18 protein-coding genes and 1 riboswitch are annotated in these 20,201 nt (G+C 29.6%); of the genes, 4 read left to right on the top strand and 14 right to left on the bottom strand.

Features of this window, described 5'->3' with window-relative positions; genetic code table 11:
* Window positions 1-197 precede the first annotated feature (197 nt).
* Together Ctaglu_RS20215 and Ctaglu_RS20210 are read left to right on the top strand one after the other, a co-directional pair.
* Window positions 198-2,426 (top strand): Ig-like domain-containing protein, encoded by a 2,229-nt coding sequence (locus Ctaglu_RS20215; protein ID WP_125005121.1) that lies wholly within the window; start codon window positions 198-200, stop codon window positions 2,424-2,426.
* Window positions 2,427-2,587: 161 nt separating this feature from the next.
* Window positions 2,588-3,652 carry an acyltransferase family protein gene (locus Ctaglu_RS20210; protein ID WP_125005118.1) on the top strand — a complete coding sequence of 355 codons (1,065 nt, stop codon included), beginning with the start codon at window positions 2,588-2,590 and terminating at the stop codon, window positions 3,650-3,652.
* Window positions 3,653-3,681: 29 nt separating this feature from the next.
* Here the strand turns inward: Ctaglu_RS20210 and Ctaglu_RS20205 are convergent, their stop codons facing one another.
* The 10 genes from Ctaglu_RS20205 to Ctaglu_RS20160 form a co-directional block, all read right to left on the bottom strand.
* Window positions 3,682-5,193 (bottom strand): lipopolysaccharide biosynthesis protein, encoded by a 1,512-nt coding sequence (locus Ctaglu_RS20205; protein WP_148097601.1) that lies wholly within the window; start codon window positions 5,191-5,193, stop codon window positions 3,682-3,684.
* Between the two features lie 25 nt (window positions 5,194-5,218).
* The gene (locus tag Ctaglu_RS20200; RefSeq protein ID WP_207669508.1) at window positions 5,219-6,541 is read right to left on the bottom strand and encodes a hypothetical protein; all 1,323 of its coding nucleotides are present in this window, start codon (window positions 6,539-6,541) and stop codon (window positions 5,219-5,221) included.
* A 36-nt stretch (window positions 6,542-6,577) separates the two neighbouring features.
* Entirely contained in the window at window positions 6,578-7,726 is a 1,149-nt protein-coding gene (locus tag Ctaglu_RS20195) for a glycosyltransferase family 4 protein (protein WP_125005112.1), read from the bottom strand.
* On the bottom strand, window positions 7,723-8,631 hold the full coding sequence (locus tag Ctaglu_RS20190; protein WP_125005110.1) for a glycosyltransferase family 2 protein: 909 nt from the start codon (window positions 8,629-8,631) through the stop codon (window positions 7,723-7,725). The genes Ctaglu_RS20195 and Ctaglu_RS20190 overlap by 4 nt, the downstream gene beginning before the upstream one ends.
* Window positions 8,632-8,697: 66 nt before the next feature.
* Window positions 8,698-9,828: a glycosyltransferase gene (locus tag Ctaglu_RS20185; protein WP_185732858.1), complete on the bottom strand. Its 1,131-nt coding sequence runs from the start codon at window positions 9,826-9,828 to the stop codon at window positions 8,698-8,700.
* Window positions 9,829-9,869: 41 nt separating this feature from the next.
* Entirely contained in the window at window positions 9,870-10,973 is a 1,104-nt protein-coding gene (locus Ctaglu_RS20180) for a glycosyltransferase (protein WP_125005106.1), read from the bottom strand.
* Window positions 10,970-11,464 (bottom strand): glycosyltransferase, encoded by a 495-nt coding sequence (locus tag Ctaglu_RS20175; protein ID WP_125005105.1) that lies wholly within the window; start codon window positions 11,462-11,464, stop codon window positions 10,970-10,972. Before Ctaglu_RS20175 ends, Ctaglu_RS20180 begins: the two co-directional genes overlap by 4 nt.
* Complete coding sequence (gene pssD / locus Ctaglu_RS20170; protein ID WP_125005103.1) at window positions 11,461-11,910, bottom strand: PssD/Cps14F family polysaccharide biosynthesis glycosyltransferase; 450 nt, start codon at window positions 11,908-11,910, stop codon at window positions 11,461-11,463. The genes Ctaglu_RS20175 and pssD overlap by 4 nt, the downstream gene beginning before the upstream one ends.
* Before the next feature lie 72 nt (window positions 11,911-11,982).
* Window positions 11,983-13,029: a mannose-1-phosphate guanylyltransferase gene (locus Ctaglu_RS20165; protein WP_125005101.1), complete on the bottom strand. Its 1,047-nt coding sequence runs from the start codon at window positions 13,027-13,029 to the stop codon at window positions 11,983-11,985.
* 36 nt (window positions 13,030-13,065) lie between these two features.
* A complete protein-coding gene (locus Ctaglu_RS20160) occupies window positions 13,066-13,734 on the bottom strand; it encodes a sugar transferase (RefSeq protein ID WP_125005099.1) in 669 nt (222 codons plus the stop codon).
* Between the two features lie 322 nt (window positions 13,735-14,056).
* Between Ctaglu_RS20160 and Ctaglu_RS26300 the strand changes: the two genes are divergently transcribed.
* Complete coding sequence (locus Ctaglu_RS26300) at window positions 14,057-14,188, top strand: hypothetical protein (RefSeq protein WP_258880970.1); 132 nt, start codon at window positions 14,057-14,059, stop codon at window positions 14,186-14,188.
* A gap of 148 nt (window positions 14,189-14,336) precedes the next feature.
* Here the strand turns inward: Ctaglu_RS26300 and galU are convergent, their stop codons facing one another.
* From galU to Ctaglu_RS20140, 4 genes are all read right to left on the bottom strand, one after another.
* On the bottom strand, window positions 14,337-15,248 hold the full coding sequence (gene galU / locus Ctaglu_RS20155; RefSeq protein ID WP_125005097.1) for a UTP--glucose-1-phosphate uridylyltransferase GalU: 912 nt from the start codon (window positions 15,246-15,248) through the stop codon (window positions 14,337-14,339).
* A gap of 24 nt (window positions 15,249-15,272) precedes the next feature.
* A complete protein-coding gene (gene galE / locus Ctaglu_RS20150) occupies window positions 15,273-16,259 on the bottom strand; it encodes a UDP-glucose 4-epimerase GalE (protein WP_125005095.1) in 987 nt (328 codons plus the stop codon).
* Window positions 16,260-16,422: 163 nt separating this feature from the next.
* On the bottom strand, window positions 16,423-17,256 hold the full coding sequence (gene rfbD, locus Ctaglu_RS20145) for a dTDP-4-dehydrorhamnose reductase (protein WP_125005093.1): 834 nt from the start codon (window positions 17,254-17,256) through the stop codon (window positions 16,423-16,425).
* A gap of 64 nt (window positions 17,257-17,320) precedes the next feature.
* Window positions 17,321-18,313, bottom strand: coding sequence for an LCP family protein (locus tag Ctaglu_RS20140; protein ID WP_125005091.1), 993 nt, complete (start codon window positions 18,311-18,313; stop codon window positions 17,321-17,323).
* A 248-nt stretch (window positions 18,314-18,561) separates the two neighbouring features.
* Window positions 18,562-18,642, top strand: a riboswitch (cyclic di-GMP riboswitch).
* Between the two features lie 18 nt (window positions 18,643-18,660).
* Between Ctaglu_RS20140 and Ctaglu_RS20135 the strand changes: the two genes are divergently transcribed.
* Complete coding sequence (locus tag Ctaglu_RS20135) at window positions 18,661-20,025, top strand: right-handed parallel beta-helix repeat-containing protein (RefSeq protein WP_125005089.1); 1,365 nt, start codon at window positions 18,661-18,663, stop codon at window positions 20,023-20,025.
* Window positions 20,026-20,201 lie beyond the last annotated feature (176 nt).

The raw sequence follows: 20,201 nt of genomic DNA, 5'->3' as shown, positions 1-20,201 counted from the left end.
AAGATTATGCATATACCAGACTAATCTTTATCTTTAACAAATAATATTTTTCTTTAGATTTATAATCATTATATTAAAGTTAATACTTCATGTGATTTTTATCTCCATACAATACAAAATATTCATTTTTTAATTGTAAATTTATTTTATAAATGGTAAAATAATCAATAATAACAATGTTAAAAAGGAGGTTAACAATGAAAAAGTTTTTGCAATTTGTATTTATAGTTACTCTTTTAATTATTGGTTTATCTAGTACTACTACTTCAGTAATAGTTGAAGCTAGAACCTCTTCACCAAAATTATTTATAGACACTCCAACAGATAGGGTAACTATAACCGCTTCTGAAACTCCACTTTCCATTGATGGCTGGGCACTTGATCCTTCTGGAATTAAAAATGTACAAGTATGCATTGATAATATATACAAGGGCGATGCCATTTTAGGAATACCAAGGCCAGATGTAAATACTGCTTTCCCTGGCTATATTGGTGGTGCAACAAGTGGTTTTAGTTACGCTCTTGATATATCATCATTGTCAAAAGGCAATCACACTATAACTGTAAATAGTACTGGGGTTAACGGTGCTATATTGTCACAAGATATTATACTAACTGTAAATTTACCCTCAAGAGCATTCATAGACACTCCAGAAGATGGTTTAACTATAACGACTTCAGAAATTCCACTTTCCATTAATGGTTGGGCTCTTGCTCCTTCTGGAATTAAAAATGTACAAGTCTATGTTGATAATATATACAATGGAGATGCAATTTTAGGAATAGAAAGACCAGATGTAAATACTGCTTTCCCTGGCTATATTGGTGGTGCAACAAGCGGTTTTAGTTACGCTCTTGATATATCATCATTGTCAAAAGGCAATCACACTATAACTGTAAATAGTACTGGGATTAACGGAGAGTTGTATCCCCAAAATATTATAATTAGTTGCGCTGGTCCTAGTAATCCCTCAGTAGTATCAATCTTCAATTCACCCACTTCGGACAAAACCGTAATTTTTGATTCTTCACATTATGAAGAAATATTTTTGAAAGTGACAAAATCTTATGATACGCTTATATACGTGTACGGTGAAATTTCCCCTGGGGTTTATACCACTACTCCATTGCAATTGATCAATTTAAATACGGGTAATTCATTAAATTTTATATCAACTTCTGGAACTTACTCTATTAAAACTAAGCGGTTCCAAAATGTTAAATTTATGAATATAAATGGTTGGAATGGAAAAAGTAATTTAACTGCATCTGTATATGTTCAGAACCCTTCACAAGAAAACCCCTCACAAATTATAGGGGATTATAATAATAAAGCCCCTACTCCAAAAGTTCTAAACACCATTACTTCAGTAGGCACATTGCTAGCAGTTAAAGATAGCAAGTCATACTGCGCGGTTGGTAATATAATATACCGTTCTGATAATTGGGGTGTTGACCAGTTTTCCACAAATGTAGGCACAGTTATAGGCGCAACTTCTCTTTATAAAATGTTGATACTCGATAATGGTAATGTTTTAGTATGGGATAAAAATGGTAAAATATTCTTATCAACAAATAACTTTGCTTCCTTTAAAAAAGTATTTGATATGCTAAACTCCCCAACACATGATTTATTTGGAGCGAAAACTTACAAGAACTATGTAATGTTTACTCAATATAGCAACACAATAGGAGCTGCTTCAAAGGCATATATTAGCGAAGACTATGGTGTAACAATAAAAGAATGTTTTGATATTTACAAACAAGAAGGTTTTATTGAAGATGGCAATACAAAATTTCATACTCACGATTGTGCTATAGACCCCTACGAATTAAATTCAGCTGGAAAGCCAATGTTATGGACGTGTATAGGTGATGGCATTGGTGCTCAAATGATATTTTTCAGCAAAGATATGGGAGTAACTTGGACTAAATCATCGCCTATTGGATATGGTCCTACGCAAACAACACAAATTATTCCTTTAAAAAACTGTGTATTATTCCTATCAGACTCAAGGCTAGTTTCCGTACTAAGATATGATAGACCAACTACAGGAACCAAATCAAAACAAAATTTAAACTTTGAAACCGCCTTTTTATTCCAGGTGGGATGGGGTAAAACTACAAATACAGAAGTTCCCATCGGCTGCACTTCAGCTATAGATTTTGAAAATTCAAAGGCATATTTTGGATTTTCAATAGTTGGTAATGCTTTTACAGGTAATATAACTGATGACACTTTATTAAAAGGTCAAGTTTATGCTACAGACGGTTATAAATTTTATGAGATATATAAAAATGCTTCCTTGGTAAATGGTTCGGGAGTAACTGCAGTATACGGAATAGATTCAGATAATGATAAAAGTATAGTTGCGAGGATTGATGGATTTGATTCAGTTCGTTTAAGCTCAAAAATGTGGGATTAATTTAAAAAAGCCTCGCTTGTTTTTTGTTTTATAAAACTTACCTATCATATGTGAATATTTAACTAATTCCGTTATATAACCTTTCTTATTTACATAATATATTATGATTGTAAATATTTCAGCTTAAATTTAGTGAATTATAATTAAAGGAGGTAGTCCCATTGGAATATTCCAGAGAGGAATGGATTATTCGTACAAAAGCCTTTGCAATACTTTTAGTTGTTACTGTCCATATGTTTAGAGGTTTTATTTCAGCTAATATGTATAACTACTCAAGTTTTAAATATATAGACTTTACTGTGGATAGCTTTGCTATGCCCTTATTTTTTATTTTAAGTGGGTATCTATATGCCAAAACCAAGCAAATCGATTCTTTCAGCAAATATAAAAAAATATCCTTCAATAACATCTTAAACCTAGGAATACCATATTTTGTATTTACACTAGTACAATCCACGATTAATATTATTTTAAGTTCAAAAACTAATGGTACTGTGAGCATAATAAATTTGCTAAGAATACCAATTGTCCCATTATTTCAATTTTGGTTTTTGTATACATTATTAATTATATTCTTAATAATTCCTTTGTTAGAAATATTGCTGAAAAATAAATATATTATCTTATCAATACTCATTATATTAAAATTCGCATCACCCTATCTAGTAACAAATATTTTTTTAATAGATAGTTTTTGTGATTATGCATTCTATTTTTATATAGGAAAAATGTTATATTTAAAAAATAAAACCCTTGTAACAAACAATTTGGCTTTAGCATTATTTTCTCTTATATATATTTTTTTAAATATATTAGCTTATACTAAATTCATTTATATCCATAATAAATTTATAAGCAGTATTTTAGAAATAGCATTATCACTAACAGGATCTTTATTTGCAATTTTTGTTACAAGTCTTTTATCTACAATAAATAATTTTATTAGAAATATATTGAATATAATCGGAAAATATTCTTTTCATATTTATTTGCTACATGTAATACCAATGGCAGGTATTCGTATAGTTTTATCAAAAATTTTCAAAATAGATAATTTTGCATTGCATACAGCTTTAGGCTTAATTCTAGGTGTTTCTATTCCTATCATTGCTGGATATATAGCATATAAGATAAATATATTAAATTTCTTTTTCTATCCAACAAAATATATTTATAAGACTAAAGAAAGTTCAATAAAAACTATGCCTAATATAAACTCACAGTAGTTAATGGTTTGAAGCATTATAAAGTCACTTCACTTGTGCATCATCCCATTAACTACTCCCTGTAAATGTTTAAATTCATTAGTTCTTAAAAATATACTTGCAAATATTACATTAGGAATGATCAGACAAAATAATCCTCTGCCAACTATACTTAAAATCGTATATTTAGTAAACAAAGAACAGGCTAATATTGTTATTATTGCTGCACCAATTGTAATTAATGTATAGATTGTATACTTTATAAAATATGGTCTAATTGGCCTTCCAAACCCACGTTTATATAGTACATATGGTTCTACCCAAAAGGATGTTGTCATTGTACTTATAAATGTCCCTAAAAATACCCCCGCAACACCAAATTTTTTAAGCAATATAATAGAGGCCGCCATATTTATTAGTGCCTCAAACCAGGGTTTAAACCTATAATTCCAAAACAATCCTAAAGTAATGTTATACATTAAAACCGTTTGTCTCATCCCCATCACAAAAAAATTCAGTACAATCATAATTACGATATAGTCATCCATTATATACTTATAGCCTATCCACATTTTAATAAAAGGATTAAATAACGCCAACAATGCTATACTACAAAACCCATATAACCAAAAATTCATAAAAAATAATATATTGAATACCTCATGAGATTTTTCATTACTTTCTATAGCATTTAGATTACCAATACTGGCGGTTAAAGCTGTAAATACCTGTCCTAATACCCCATTAATCATAGCAATAATCATAACATAATTAGAATATAACCCTACCCAATATACTCCGATAAAAGTAGATATTAAAATGTTATCTGTACTACTAACTACTACACCACCAATCTTATGAGACATCATTGCACCTGTGTTTTTAAATATACTTTTTTTAATCTCCTTATCTAAATATTTTTTTTCGCCTGTTTTTAAATAAGGATATATTTTATCAGCTTTTTTAGAAATTGAAAAATTCATTAAAAAACTAAATATAACCTGAAGTCCTAAATACAACAAGTATTTTCTTGTAACTAGGAGCAGGATGATTTGAATAATATTTTGAACAAAATTGAAGCAAACTTGATTTATGATATTAATATAATTTTTTTGGTCTGCCATTATAAGTGAACTTTTATAAGCGAAAAAATATGTGATAACAGAATTAGCTAAAAACAATAAGTATATTATATTTAAATTTGGTATATTAGGTTTATCCTTAATTAAATAATTTAAAAAGGGAAGCAATAGAAGCCCTATTATTGCAACTGTACACCCGATAATACGATAAGCAGTTGCATACAAGCCCATTATAGCCTTAATCTTAATTTCATCTTTTTCTGCCAAAGGCTTGTACATACTATATATTATTGCACTACCTACGCCTAGTTCCGCTAAAGATAACATAGAAAGTATATTACCAAACAATCCGTTTATCCCCAAATAATTAGCACCTAATATATAAATAAATACGGTACGATTTACAAAACTAAGTATAGTTCCAATCAACTGCCCAACTAAACCATAAGCAGTATTTCTTATAGTGTTTTGTGTCCTCATTTTTTCAATCCTTTCAACATTTAAATTATTCAATATTTAATAAACTATCATATTTATCTAAATTCTCATGCTTATCTTCAATCTTTTCAGTATATTTAAAATTAAAAATGCTTAGAATTATTGCTAACATAAATATCATCTCAAATGTACTAAATACCTGAGTATATATTGACATGACTGTATAATTAATAACCATTATTAAATAAGCAAAAAATCTAATTAGTTTTATTTTATTAGAGAAATAAAGGAGTCTAATAGAATAATAAGAGTACAAGAGTATAATAGATAATAAATAAATAAGTCCTCCTTGATAAGTTATAATTGATATTTCATTCATACCAAAATGTGGTGGTAACATAATGTCTCCATAGGTTGCACTTCCTATACCAGAACCTAACTTATATCCATTCCCATAGTCCAAAGCGTATTTAAACAAAATTACTCTTTCCTCATCTTCTTGCTCCCCACTTTTTCCAGAATACTGCTCATATTTTTCTTTAATCCTTGAATTATAAAATTCATTAACTTGCTCATTATTGTTGTATATATATACACCACATATGGTAACCACTACTATTATGCTGATAAATTTTACAAAGCCTCTAATATTAATTTTCAAGAACTCCTTTATGAAAAATTGTAATATAATTATAGGAAAAAAATAATAAAAAGCTGTATTATCACAATACGAAGATATTATTACCATAAAGATTATTTCAGATATTGTCATCCAGAGTATAAATTTTTTTTTGTATTTTTGATAAATATATATATTTATTAGCGTTAATGCTACCCAGTAGAATGTCATTCTGTGTGTTCCATTTACGCCTATTAATCCAGTTATTTGATCAAAATACAACGGGTTACCATCTGTAAATCTCATCATGAAGCCTGTGTTACCTATTTGTTTTATAATAATTGGAACATTAATGAAAAAATATAAATTAAGCACTACTGACAAATTTTTTATTATTAACCTTTCTAATGCTTCTCTCTTATTCTTAATAATAAACCCAAAAAAAATAATAATAAATATATTTGAAAATACATTAAATACATTCTTTAACAAGTGAGCAGATATGCCATTTTCACTTATATTCAAGTAAATAACCGTAATATTTACTAAAACAAATATAACTCCTATGATCCTCACCTTAGAATTATGCTTTTTCTTAGAATCTACAACAACAATTATAAAATATATAATATAAACCATAAAAATATATTGATAAAAATTTTTATTCCATAGCCAAGTAAATAGGAACATTTGAAAAAAACTATAGATTATAAATAAAAGCTCAAATAAATTGAGTTTTAATTTTTTTCTAACTAATATATCTTGATACATTGTATTCCCCACTCCCTTAACCTGAAATATATTTTCCTATGATTTTAAAATTTCATTATATAGTTTATATATTTCTTCTGCATTCCTTTTTGATGTAAATCTTTCAATAGCATAGGAATGACCATTAACACCCATTCTTTCAATTTCATTTGGATTATCAATAAAATATTTAATTTTTTCTGATAACCCAATATAATCACCTGTTTCATATAATAATCCATTAAAATTATTTATTATAAGCTCCCCAGTAGCTGTGTTATTAGCGCCTATCACTGGGTTTTCGTTAAACATAGCCTCTATGGTAACTCTTCCAAAACCCTCGCTACCTGAACATACTACTTCAAGGCAAATACCTGCTCTCAGGACATCTATGTCAACTCTAAAACCCATTAATATTACATTTCCTTCAATATTATTTTCTTTAATAACTCCTCTTATCTCTTGAATATAATCTTCATTACCATTTCCAACAATAAAAAGCATAATTTCATCATAACCTTTTTTTATCAAATTATTCACAGCTAGAACAGCATCTTTTGTTCTTTTATGAGGAGCTACCTCACCAACAATCATAATATTAAAAGGCTTTAATGTTTTTATGTTTTCTGATTTCTTTTTTAAATTTCTAATAGAAACTCCATCATATATTAGGGTAAGTTTATCTTTACTAAAGTTCTCAAGATTTTCATCATACAAAGCTTTAGATATAACTATTATTTTTTCTGAGTACTTGTATATGAAACTTAAACATTTCTTTTTTGATAAAAAGTATTTAAAATTCAACCCTCTTTCAGCAAACTCTCTTACATGAAATATATGAGGTATTCCAGTATTCTTACTTAGCAACAATCCAAAGTTAACCACACTTGTATTTGTATGAATTAAATCTATTTTATTTTGCTTAATTATTCTAGAAATTTTTCTTGCATTAATAATGTTAATAATATTTTCATATAAAAATTTCACTTTACTTCTTATTTTGATTTTCTTGTTTAACCAAAAATAATAGGTAACTATAATTAACTTAACCTCTCTTTTACTTATCTCTTCATAAAAAGCTCCTTCTTTAGCTATAACTGTTACAAAGACATTATTACCTTTTAATATCATTTCATCAATTAATTCTAATAATGCAATTGTCGCGCCACCTAATTCCATTTCATGAGATATATATAATATATTCAATTACATATGCTCCTCTTCTGGTTTCTTTTCTTTAAAAAATTATAACTTTTTATAGCTTTAACTACATTCTTATAATTATATCTTCCAATAAGTATACAATGCAGCATATATATATTTGTATAAAGGGTAGCCATAGCCTTGTATCTATCTCCAAAATTTCTTTTTATGAATAAATACCTATTTCTGCACATATAAAATTGATAAGTTTCTGATAAGACTCCCGTTGAACCACTTACCTTGTGATAAATTAATGACTTAGGACAATACAATATTTTGTAGCCTGCTTTGCTTACCTTCATACAATAATCAGTATCCTCATAATATAAAAAATATTCTTCTGATAAGTATCCTACTTTTTCTATTACTTCTTTATCAATTAGCATCATACACCCTGTGGCAAAATCTACATTTTTTTCCCTATCATATTGACCATTATCAGCTTCTCCACATCCAATTTGAAAAGATTCCCCTTTAAAATAATTAATGCCGCCACCAGCATACCATATCCTCCTAATTCCATGGTTGTAATAAATTTTACCAATCGATATACCTGGTTTCTCCTCTACGTTAAGGGTTTCATCTATTAAATTAGTTAAAAATTCAACTTCCACCAAAGTATCATTATTTAATAGCAATACATATTGTGCACCTTCTTGAATAGCGTACTTAATTCCAATATTATTGCCCCCTGCAAACCCTTTATTACTATTTGTTTGAATTATTTTATACTTTTTAAATTCCCCTTTTAATATTTCTTCCGACCCATCCTTTGAATTATTATCAACTATAACTATTTTATAATTTTTATAATTTATTTTTTCTATACTTCTTACACATTCTATTGTGTCTTTATAGCCATTATAATTTAAAAGTATTATATAAATTAATGGTTCAAAATTATTCATTCCGCCTTACCTCTCCATAAATTTACGATAGCAAACTTCCATATTATTTTTTCTATTAACTCTATACTACTTTAGTAGCTCCACTAGCTTATTAATATATAACTTGTCTATAAAGTTTTCAAGGTATAACTTTCTAGCTACATCATTATAATTATGATCTTTATTATTCCCAATATAATTTTTTATTGCTTTAATGTAATCTATGGGATTGTTACATAAAAAACCTGAACCACTATATTTATCTATATCGTAGCCTTCAAAAGCCTCTTTGGTGCCAAAAACCGTCTTTCCAAACATAAACGCCTCAGCAACTTTTACCTTCATCCCCGCACCATCAAATAATGGAGCAATAACAAAATCACATTTATAATAATAACTGTCAATATCCACAACCGTACCTTCAACTTTAACTTTACTAGACATACCTTCAAACTTTTCTTTATGTTTCTCCATATTTTTACCTATTACTATAAGTTTTAAATCCAATTGCGATAACACTTTACTAATAAACCAGTTCATTGCATTAACATTAGGAAAGTAATCCCCCACCCCTACAAATAAAGCTATAGGTACCTCTTTATTATTATTTTTATTAGCTATCTCCACATTAAACCTATCCTTCATAGTAACAGGTAAATTTAAGTCACTCTGTTTGTTGTAGATTTTATTTAACTGCGCGGCATCTCTTTCATTTATGGTTATAATTTTATCGGAATATATTGAACTCAATCTTTCATTATATATAGTTGCTATATACTTAGGATAATATATGAATCCTGAATTCTTTAAATCCTGCTTTGCTAATTGATATTTTATATCATGATAAAAAATTACTACTTTTATATTGATAAATTCTTTTTTGATTTTTTTTGCCAGTTTCCCATACATTGAATTATCTATATATATAACGTCATAAGAATGCTGTCTAATTGTTTTTTTAATATCTGAAACTATATATCCATTCAATACAGGATAATATAAATTCAAACAATTAATCAATGAACATAGCTTATTAGAAGGTGAATTATAAGTTTTTATGGCACCTTTAAATTGTTCTGACTGTTTATTACCTATGACAACCAAGTCAACATTTTGATCTCCTACAGCGCTTTTAACTAAGTTATAGTTTCTTGTACTCACGCTGGCAATACCTGTATTAGTCAAAGACATACCATCACTAATAAATAATACTTTCATATTTCCTCCTTTGCTACCCATATCTACAGAAAAGGCTACAACTAATTATTAAGAATCTCTTCATAATAATTTTTATACTTTCCCATAACATTTTCTAATTTAAATTTTTCACAATAAGTGTTATATGCATTTTCGCCTAAATTATTAAGTTCTAAAGAGTTGGAATACAAATGATAAATTGCATCAGCTAATTGCTTTGAATTTCTAGGTTCAACTAATAATCCATCAACATTATTTGTTATAACTTCATTAGTGCCGTCTATATTAGTAGCTACAATTGTTTTATTTTGAGAAAATACCTCCATGGGAAGCAATGGTAGTCCCTCCCTCAATGAGGGTAATATAACTAAATCTAATTGATTAATTATATTTAATACATCTTTTCTAAACCCAAGAATAATAAACATATTTCTTAAATTGTGCTTTTCAATACTATTAATAATCTCTTCCTTCAAATCTCCTTCACCGACGATAACGTATTTAACTTTTGCATCTGTTTTTAACAAGTGTAGTGCTGCTTCAATATAATATTTAATTCCCTTTTCCTCAGCTAATCTACAAATAGTCCCTACTAAAAAATATCCTTCAGCCTTGCATTCCTTTAGCTCTCGAATTTCTCTGTACTCAAAGCTTTCATTAGTAACTCCGTTATATATAACTATTATTGCCTTAGCCTTTACATTAAAATAGTTTAACAAATTATTTTTAACTCCATTGCTAACAGCAATAATATTTGTATTTCTAAGTACATATTTTGTTAACCCTTTCTTATTTTCTTGTAATACATGTGCAGTATGAACAACTTTAACTCCAGTTAAAATTGATAATATTTTAGCATAAAAGGTGCCCATTCTATGTTGACTATGAACTAAAGTAATTTTTTCAACTTTTATTATTTTATATAGCTGAAATGTAATTTTAATCACATTAGCCAGTGATTTATTCTCAAAGTCTCCAATTTTATAATGTTTCACATCTAATTCTTTTAAATCTTTTTCATAATTTCCACCTAAAGAGCAAACTACGACCTTCTTAAATTCATTTTTAAAATAATATGACAATTGCATTACAACCTTTTCTACACCACCATATGCCATTTCTCTTGTTAAATATAAAATACTACTATTTAATATTACCTTTTTCAAATCAATAACTCATCTGCAATTATTTTAAATCGTCTTACAAAGTTACTGGTGCAACTAACTTCATCTACCTCGTTATTTGCTACTATTTCACTGTAATTCACTATAATATCTTCTAAACATTCTATGTCGAAAACTGTTAACACTCTATTTTCAGCCTTCATTCTTTTGCTAAAATACACTTGATGATCATCTACATGTTCATTAAATTTCTTTTGCCTTGGCACTACTATAGGTATTTTATTATACTGCAAAGCTAGTAGCATGCTACCCGGGCCTCCATGAGTTATTATTATCCTAGCTTCCTTCGCTAGCTTATTCATCCTCTCAAACCCAATAACCCTCTCATAGCTACAATATTTAGGTAAATATTTAGTATATCCTATCTGGATTTTTACATCTTCCAAAATAATTTTTTCACCTTTAAGTCTGTCTATTTCTTTAATTAATCTATCAAAAGAATCTTCATGGGTTCCTACTGTAACAAATATCATATAATCCCTCCTATGTTTATCCCACTAGAGTAAAACTTCTTTTGTTCTTCCCATTGCAGTATAAACTTGTCAGTTATAGGATAGACTAATTTACCTGTAATTGTTGGCAAATCAATTCTATCGTATACTTCTATATATATAAGCTTTGCGCCAAATAATTTTCCTATATAGAAAAAAGGTACAGCTACTGCAGCTCCAGTGGAAATTATTAAATCTGGTTTTTCCTTCTTTAATACCTTTATAGCTAAATAAGTGTTACGTATAAGATTTAGTATATTTCTATTGGTTGGAAAAAAGCAAAAATATTTTTTCTCGTCTTTAAGTAATGAAGTTGAGTCCTCTTTATCAAATGTTACCCAAAACCTATCATGCTTTATCCAATACTCTTTAAGTAACCATAAATGCGTCAAATGACCTCCACTTGAACCAACTAAACAGATTTTCATATTATCTCCTTCCATGTATTGTTCTTTCATTATGACTTATAAGCTCGTCCTAATTGTTTATAACTTCGCTTTTCAAATTTTCATCTTGATATCTCTTATACTATCCATTCCATCCTTTTTCCCAACAAATATCATATCATCACTTTCAACCACAAATATACCTTGAAGCCCTGAGATAACTATTGGTTTACCATTACTAATAATAATGTTATTGCTACAATCAAATTTCTTAACATTACCCATACAAACATTATCATTACAGTCTTTCATCATGTATCTCTGGGCAGCTTCCCAATTTCCCACATCATCCCATCCAAACTCTCCTGGAATAACGTATATGTCTTTTGCTTTCTCCATAATTCCAAAATCTACAGATATACTATCAATATTATTGTATTTTTCTTCTAATACTCTTTGATAATCCGCTTCGCAGGTCGCTACTATTTCACTTAACACTTCAAAAGTATTTTTCAAATATTGACTGGTAAGTCTTAAAATATTGGCCACCTTCCAAATAAACATTCCACCATTCCAAAGGTAATTTCCATCTTTTAAATACTCCTTTGCCTTATGTAAATCTGGTTTTTCTACAAACTTTTTAACACTTCTAACTTCATATCCATTTATTAAACAATGTATATGGCTATAATTTATATAGCCATATCCTATTTCTGGTCTATCTGGTTTTACACCTATAGTTACTATGGCTTCTTTGTTTTTATCTACAAATTCATGTGCTGAATTTAAAACTTGTAAGAAATTTTCTTCATCAGTAATAAGGTGATCTGAGGGTAATACTGCTATAGTAGCATCTCCGTATATTTTGTTAATATGAAAAGCTGAAAGCGCTATGCAAGGTGCCGTGTTCTTTGCTACAGGCTCTATAATAATGTTTCTATTTGGTAAGTTAGGTAACTGCGCTCTAACTAGATCTATATATCTTTTACCTGTTACTATAAATATTCTCTCTATAGGAATAAGTTTTTCTAATCTTTTCACGGTCATTTGAATCATTGTATCTTCACTAATAAGCTTCAGAAACTGTTTTGGCTTTTCTGCCGTAGACAAGGGCCAAAATCTAGTACCCTTACCTCCTGCCATTATTAATGCACAAAGCATTAAGTACACCTCCTTACTTTCAATTTTGAACTAATACTACCTTGCGCCATCATCCCCAAACAGCACTCTCACCGTTTTGAATATAAGTATTATATCTATCCATGTATTTCGTTCTTCTATATACTGAACATCCATTTCCATCCACTCTTGAAAACTCACATCACTTCTTCCTCTTACCTGCCAATAACAAGTTAAGCCTGGTTTTGCAACTAATCTTTGTTTTTGAAATGAGGTAAACTGTTCTACCTCTTTAGGCAGACTTGGCCTTGGTCCCACAAGTGACATTTCTCCCTTTAATATATTAAAAAGTTGAGGTAACTCGTCTATACTTGTCTTTCTTATAAATCTCCCTACTTTAGTTACTCTTGGATCATCTTTTATCTTAAACATAGGTCCTAACATTTCGTTTTTATCTTTAAGCTTTTTCAAAAGATATTCTGCATCTAAACACATAGATCTAAATTTATACATCATAAACCTAGTACCATCTTGTCCAACTCGTTCCTGTATAAAAAAAACAGGTCCTACTGAATCTAACTTAATCCAAATAGCAACAACAATCATCACAGGACTTAGTAATAAAATTCCGCATAAAACGCCCATAATATCAATTATTCTTTTGATAATAAAATATCCTATATTTTTCTCATACTCTCTGGCATTCTCCAACTCTTGAACCATGGAATTTTCTTCTGATTGTTGCATATATATCACCTCTTCTTTTTAAAATATAAGAATGACTATCCTCTATTCTATTTCACATTCTCACCAATTATAACCAAAATCTTTTTTGTTACAAAACCACTGATTATCTCTATATGGAATTTTCAAACCCTATAAAAATGTAGTAATTCTTTTATATTTAAAAAATATCATACTAATAACATAAATTAACAATCATCTAACATCCCAGTGGCCTGTCACCATAATGCATTGTGTTTTTTTTCATTAAGACATATAATCTATATATACCTTTATATGAATAAAAATCTATTAACTGTTATTAATGTGGGAGGATGTAGTCTTAATGATAAAATTTATAATTATTGGATTTATATTAACTATTATGTATGTCTCTTATGCTAGCCTAATGAAAGCAGCTGGAAAGGCCACCCCCCCAATGCCATATAACAATCCTAATGACACTAAAGATTTTTAACTTTATTGCCATTCGCACAAAGTTTCTATATAATTCTTTTTCCTTAAAATTCAAAAAAAATAAGATAGAATTTGCTCATGAGCAAATTCTATCTTATTTACGTTAATTATCTTTAAAGCTGCAATTCTAAATTTTCATTCTTTAACAACTACAATCTTCTTTTTTCTACTTTTTTATATAAGTCACTAAACTCATCATTACATTTTAAAGTCTGAAGATATTCCATAAAAGGAACTTTTAATTCTTCTCTTTTTAGTGCAAACTCAACTGTGGCCTCAAGAAATCCTAATTTATCACCTACGTCATATCTTCTTCCTTCGAATACATAAGCGTACATATCTTGCTGTCCTATTAGAGTCTTTAGAGCATCCGTTAGTTGAATTTCTCCACCTTTACCTGGCTTTGTATTATCTAATATATCAAATATCTCTGGAGTTATAATGTATCTACCAAGTATAGCTACATTTGAGGGTGCCACGTCTACTTGCGGTTTTTCAACAAGGTTATTAACTTTGTATACTCTATCGCTAATTTGAACCCCATCAACTATTCCATATTTATCTACATTTTCTTTTTTCACTTCTTGAACCCCTAAAATTGTTGCTCCCTTTTCTTCAAAACAGTCCATAAGTTGTTTTAAACAAGGGATCTTCGCGTCAACTATATCATCACCTAACATAACAGCAAAAGGTTCATTACCCACAAATGTTCTTGCACAATTTATAGCATGGCCAAGTCCCTTTGGCTCTTTTTGTCTTATAAAATGTATATTTACCATGTTTGATATATCTCTAACTTGTTCAAGTAAGCCATCCTTATGTTTATTTTCTAGCTCTAGCTCAAGTTCTACAGATTTATCAAAATGATCTTCAATAGACTTTTTATTTCTTCCTGTAATAATTAATATTTCTTCTATGCCTGAAGCCACAGCTTCTTCTATAATATATTGCATTGTAGGCTTATCAACTATAGGTAACATTTCCTTAGGTAGTGCCTTTGTTGCAGGAAGAAACCTTGTTCCAAGTCCCGCTGCTGGTATAATCGCTTTTTTAACTTTCATATAAACACATCCTTATTTTATAAGTTATTTTTCATACCCATTAGGATTATTTTTATGCCATTCCCAAGCTGTTTCTATGATGTTTTCAATGGAATTATATTTAGGTTTCCAACCGAGCTCACTTGTTGCCCTATCACTAGAAGCTATAAGTACAGCAGGATCTCCCGCACGCCTTGGCGCAATTTCAGCTTTTATAACCTGGCCTGTAACTTTTCTTGCAACTTCTATAACCTCTTTAACAGAAAAACCTTCCCCATTGCCTAAGTTACAAATTATACTCTTACCACCATTTCTAAGTCTTTTAAGGGCAAGTAAATGTGCATTTGCTAAATCTGTTACATGTATATAATCTCTTACGCAGGTACCATCTTCTGTAGGATAGTCATCCCCAAAAATCATGATTTTTTCTCTTTTTCCTAGTGCTACCTCAAGAATTAATGGTATTAAATGAGACTCTGGTGAGTGATCTTCTCCTATTTTTCCATTTACATGAGCTCCTGCTGCATTAAAATATCTAAGAGCTGTATAGGTAATCCCATAGGCATTATCACACCACTTTAATATCTTTTCTACTGCAAGCTTTGACTCTCCATAGGGATTAGTTGGTATTGTCTTATCCTCTTCAAGGATAGGTATACTCTCCGGTTCTCCATAAGTTGCAGCTGTTGAGGAAAATACTATATGGCGTACTTTATGATCTCTCATAGCCTTTAGTAAATTAACAGTACTTCCTATATTGTTTTCAAAATACTTTAGTGGCTCCACTACACTCTCTCCCACTAGTGAGTCTGCTGCAAAATCTATAACTGCATCTATTTTATTTTCATTAAAAACAAGATCTAATAGGTTACTATCTCTTAAATCTCCCTCATAAAACTTGCCACCAAGTAATGCTTGCCTATGTCCTTTTTCAAGATTATCTAGAATTACAACTTCTTCGCCTTTTTCTAAAAGCTCCGCTACCATATGACTTCCAATGTAGCCAGCTCCGCCACAAACTAAAATAGCCAATATATTCAACCCCTTTCAAATGGTTTCAAAATTATTTAAGCTCGTTTGTAAGTTATAAGAATCCCACAATGCAATTATACTATTTAGCTTACTATTTTACTATGATTTTCACCTGGCAGTAGCCATCAAAAATGACTTTATACCAGATTACTTTCTGACTTTATTATTTTAAATATTCACCAATCGCTTCTTCCCAAGTCCTAGTTATATCCCCACAAGTGAGTTCCATCATATAATTTCTAAGCACTGAATATTTAGGTCTTTTTGCTGGTCTTTTAAATTCATCTGTTGTGCAAGGCAAAACTTCTGTAGAAATACCCTTAAGTCTAAATATTTCTTTAGTGAATTCATACCAGGTACATTCGCCTTTGCAGGTGCAATGAAACAATCCATAATTTTTATCTTCTATAAGTTTTATTATAACTCTAGCTAAATCCACTGTACTTGTAGGTGTTCCCTTTTGGTCATTAACTACTTTTATTGTTGTATTAGTTTTACTTAAATTTATCATAGTCCTTACAAAATTATTCCCTTCTCCGTAAAGCCATGCAGTTCTAACTATATAATGCTTAGGATTGTGGCTTTTAACTAATATTTCTCCCTCAAGCTTTGTTTTCCCATAAACAGTTTGTGGATTTACGAGGTCAAACTCTGTTAGTGATTTATCAGTATTACCATCAAAAACATAATCTGTTGATACTTGAACAATTTCTGCCCCAATTTCATTTGCAGCTATAGCCAAGTTTTTAGGTCCTATAGCATTTATCTTATATGCCATATCTATTTGTGATTCGCAGGTGTCAACAGCAGTAAATGCAGCACAGTTAATAATTACATCTGGTTTTTTTTGGTTTACAAAACTATATACACTATGTAGGTTTGTTATATCTAAATCTAATTTACCTGCAAGTATTAAGTCAATACCTCTTATATCTTTGTATTGATTAGCAAGCTCTCGTCCAAGCTGGCCATTAGCTCCTGTAATTAATATCTTCATAATTCATTCTCCTTTATATTTTATTTACAACTAGAAATAATTTAAATTATCACCTATGCCATATTTACAATGTGGCTTTAGGCACCGGCTTTATATCTTTGTAAATAAATTTGTGGATTTGGTCTATAGTAGCCGACATATCCGCAGCTAAATACCACACTCCATCAATAGTTTTTCCCCTGCAGTAGCCATCTACTGGAAATCTCTCCTGCTCCAAGCTATTTATATTAAACGTAACCATTTCTTTAGTATTTTTTATTATTTCCATATTATTCATGTTTGTTTCAGTATAAGGTAGAATCTTAGTAGCAACTGATAGAGATTCTGTCACCCCTAATGATTTAATTTTTGTAAGCACATCTGATAATACCTTTCTTTGCCTTTCAGTTCTCCGGAAATCCCCGCCAGTAGTATATCGTACCCTTGAATACGCAACAGCCTGAAGTCCATTTAAAGTCTGCAGTCCCGATTTTGTAATTTTAGTAACTGCTTTCTTTTCGATTTTAGAAGCTTCAAGTATTTTATCGTTTATTGCACTAATTTCGTCTTGTTTAATATCTATATTTATTGTGCCAATATCGTCTATTATTTTTTCAAAGGCAATAAAATCCACAGAAACATAATCTCTAATGTCTAAATTAAAATTTTCATTAAGAGTTTTTATAGCAAGCTGGGGTCCACCGTAAGCATATGCATGTGCAAGCTTTGTTTTACCATGACCACTTATCTCTACGTATGTATCTCTCATAATAGAAGACATTTTTATTTTCTTCTGCACTTTATCAATAGAGAGTATTATTATAGAATCCGACCGACTTGGCTGGTTTTTATCTTCTCTATCCAGACCGAAAAGTGCAATATTTATTATACCCTTTTCATTTTCTTTTTTTACAGATACTTCAGGCTTGATACCTAAATCTGCATCGGTTTTTGATATTTTTGAAGTATTCATTTTGCTAAGTTGATAAAATGTATAGCTAAATACAGCTCCACCAACTAGTACAATAATAACAAATACACTTAAAACAATCTTCATCCATGGTTTCATTTTCTTCATATTTTCACCTTCCTATAATGATTAGTATAATCAATTTGGAAAGTGCTATTCAGACTTTAAAATAACCACAATTAATTATATATCTCCCATAAATTTATGGCAAATTTAAAATTTCAAAATGAACATGTTTTCACCCATTTTTATAACTAATTTAAGAAAATCTAAAGGATAGTAGATTGTTTTCGATAATATATATTAATGGTAATATTTTATTTAATCTTCTAGATAAATCTTCTAGATGAATCTTTTACCGATAATAGCAAACTTATCGAAAGGTAAGGACGCAAAGCCATAGGGCCTTACTTAGGTATGGTAGCCTAGCCACCGAAATAAAAGGAGTGATTTAAATGTTAAAAAACAATTTCAAAAAAAGTATAACCGCAATAATAATATTAATTTCTTTATCAAATGTTAGTTACTTTCTAACTACTACAAATGCTGCTGATCTAACATCACAATCCTCTAACGTATCTATGACAACTAATATTCCTACTATTATAAATGCTATAAATTATAATTTAGATATAACAGGAGTATCAGATACCTCAATCCAATTTCAAAAAATGATAGACTCTTTTTCACAAGGCGCTGTAATACAATTACCAAAAGGTATATATAAATTTTCTAGTACTGTTAAATTAAAAGACAATATAAAACTACTTTCTTCTAATGATGTTATAATTAAAGGCACTGGCAAAAATACTTTATTTTCCGCAGGCAATTTTAACAGTTTTGAGGGTATAGAGTTTCAAAATTGCTCTACAGCTTTAAGTGTTTTTCAAAAAAATGGAGTTAATATAATAGGTTGCAGATTCACAAATAACATTGATTATGCAGGGATTAATTTTTATGGAGCAAGTAACTGTTCCCTTACGAATTCATATTTTTATGATATACACAAATATGGAGTTTTAATAGATAATGATAGCTCTAATATTATAATAGATAACAATAATTTTGATAACCCTAAGGTTTTTGGTGGCTATAGCATTGAACAAATAAGTGGGCATGTTTATTGTCTAAATGGAACAAACATCTACGTAACAAATAATATTTTGAATAACAGTGGAGGACAAGGTGTAATACTTGCTTACAATTCAACCACTGGAAAAGGCACAACCAATTCTGTAGTAGCCAATAATAATTGCCAAGGTAATGGTCAGGAAGGTGTTACAGTTTATGGAGGTAGCAAAAAAGTTACCAGCGCAAATTCTATTATAAATAATACCTGTAAAAATAACAGATTTAATCAAATAGAAATATGGCAATCTGATAATAACATTGTTAAAAACAATACAGTAGAAGAATCAATAAAAGGTCGTGGAAATTTGGGCGCAATATGCCTTTTTGCTACAACTGGATCAACTGTTACAGGTAATAATGTATTGTCTTCGCAAACTAATGGCATAGCAATAATAGCAGGTACTTCAAATTGCACCGTTTCAGATAATATTATAGCTGATACTAATGGTAAAAATGATGTTAATACTCCCGAAAAAGGTAATGCCATATTACTTGACTGGAATGGGGTAGCTGATCCTCAATATATTACAATCACCAATAATAAAATTAGCTCAAGTAACGGAATTATAGCTAAAAGTGGTATATACTCCACTTCTAATAAAAATCATAATAACAAAATAAGTGGTAATATAACCAAAGGCTACAAGTATGGAGATCATTGGTATGCTCTAGCCACTCGCGGGAAATAATAATTACACTAGATAAAATTATTATTTAAACCATCATTTTCAATTTTGTAATCGAGTAGGAGCTAAATAATTAATTTATTTAGCGACCTCTCACACCACCGTGCGTACCGTTCGGTACACGGCGGTTCAATAAGAATTACCTAATCATAAATTTTTCAGTTAAGGTTATAAAGCCT

The organism is Clostridium tagluense (genome assembly GCF_003865095.1).
Classification (GTDB): domain Bacteria; phylum Bacillota; class Clostridia; order Clostridiales; family Clostridiaceae; genus Clostridium_AD; species Clostridium_AD tagluense.
Note: the sequence above shows the minus strand (reverse complement) of the source record. Positions and strands in the feature narration are given on the sequence as shown.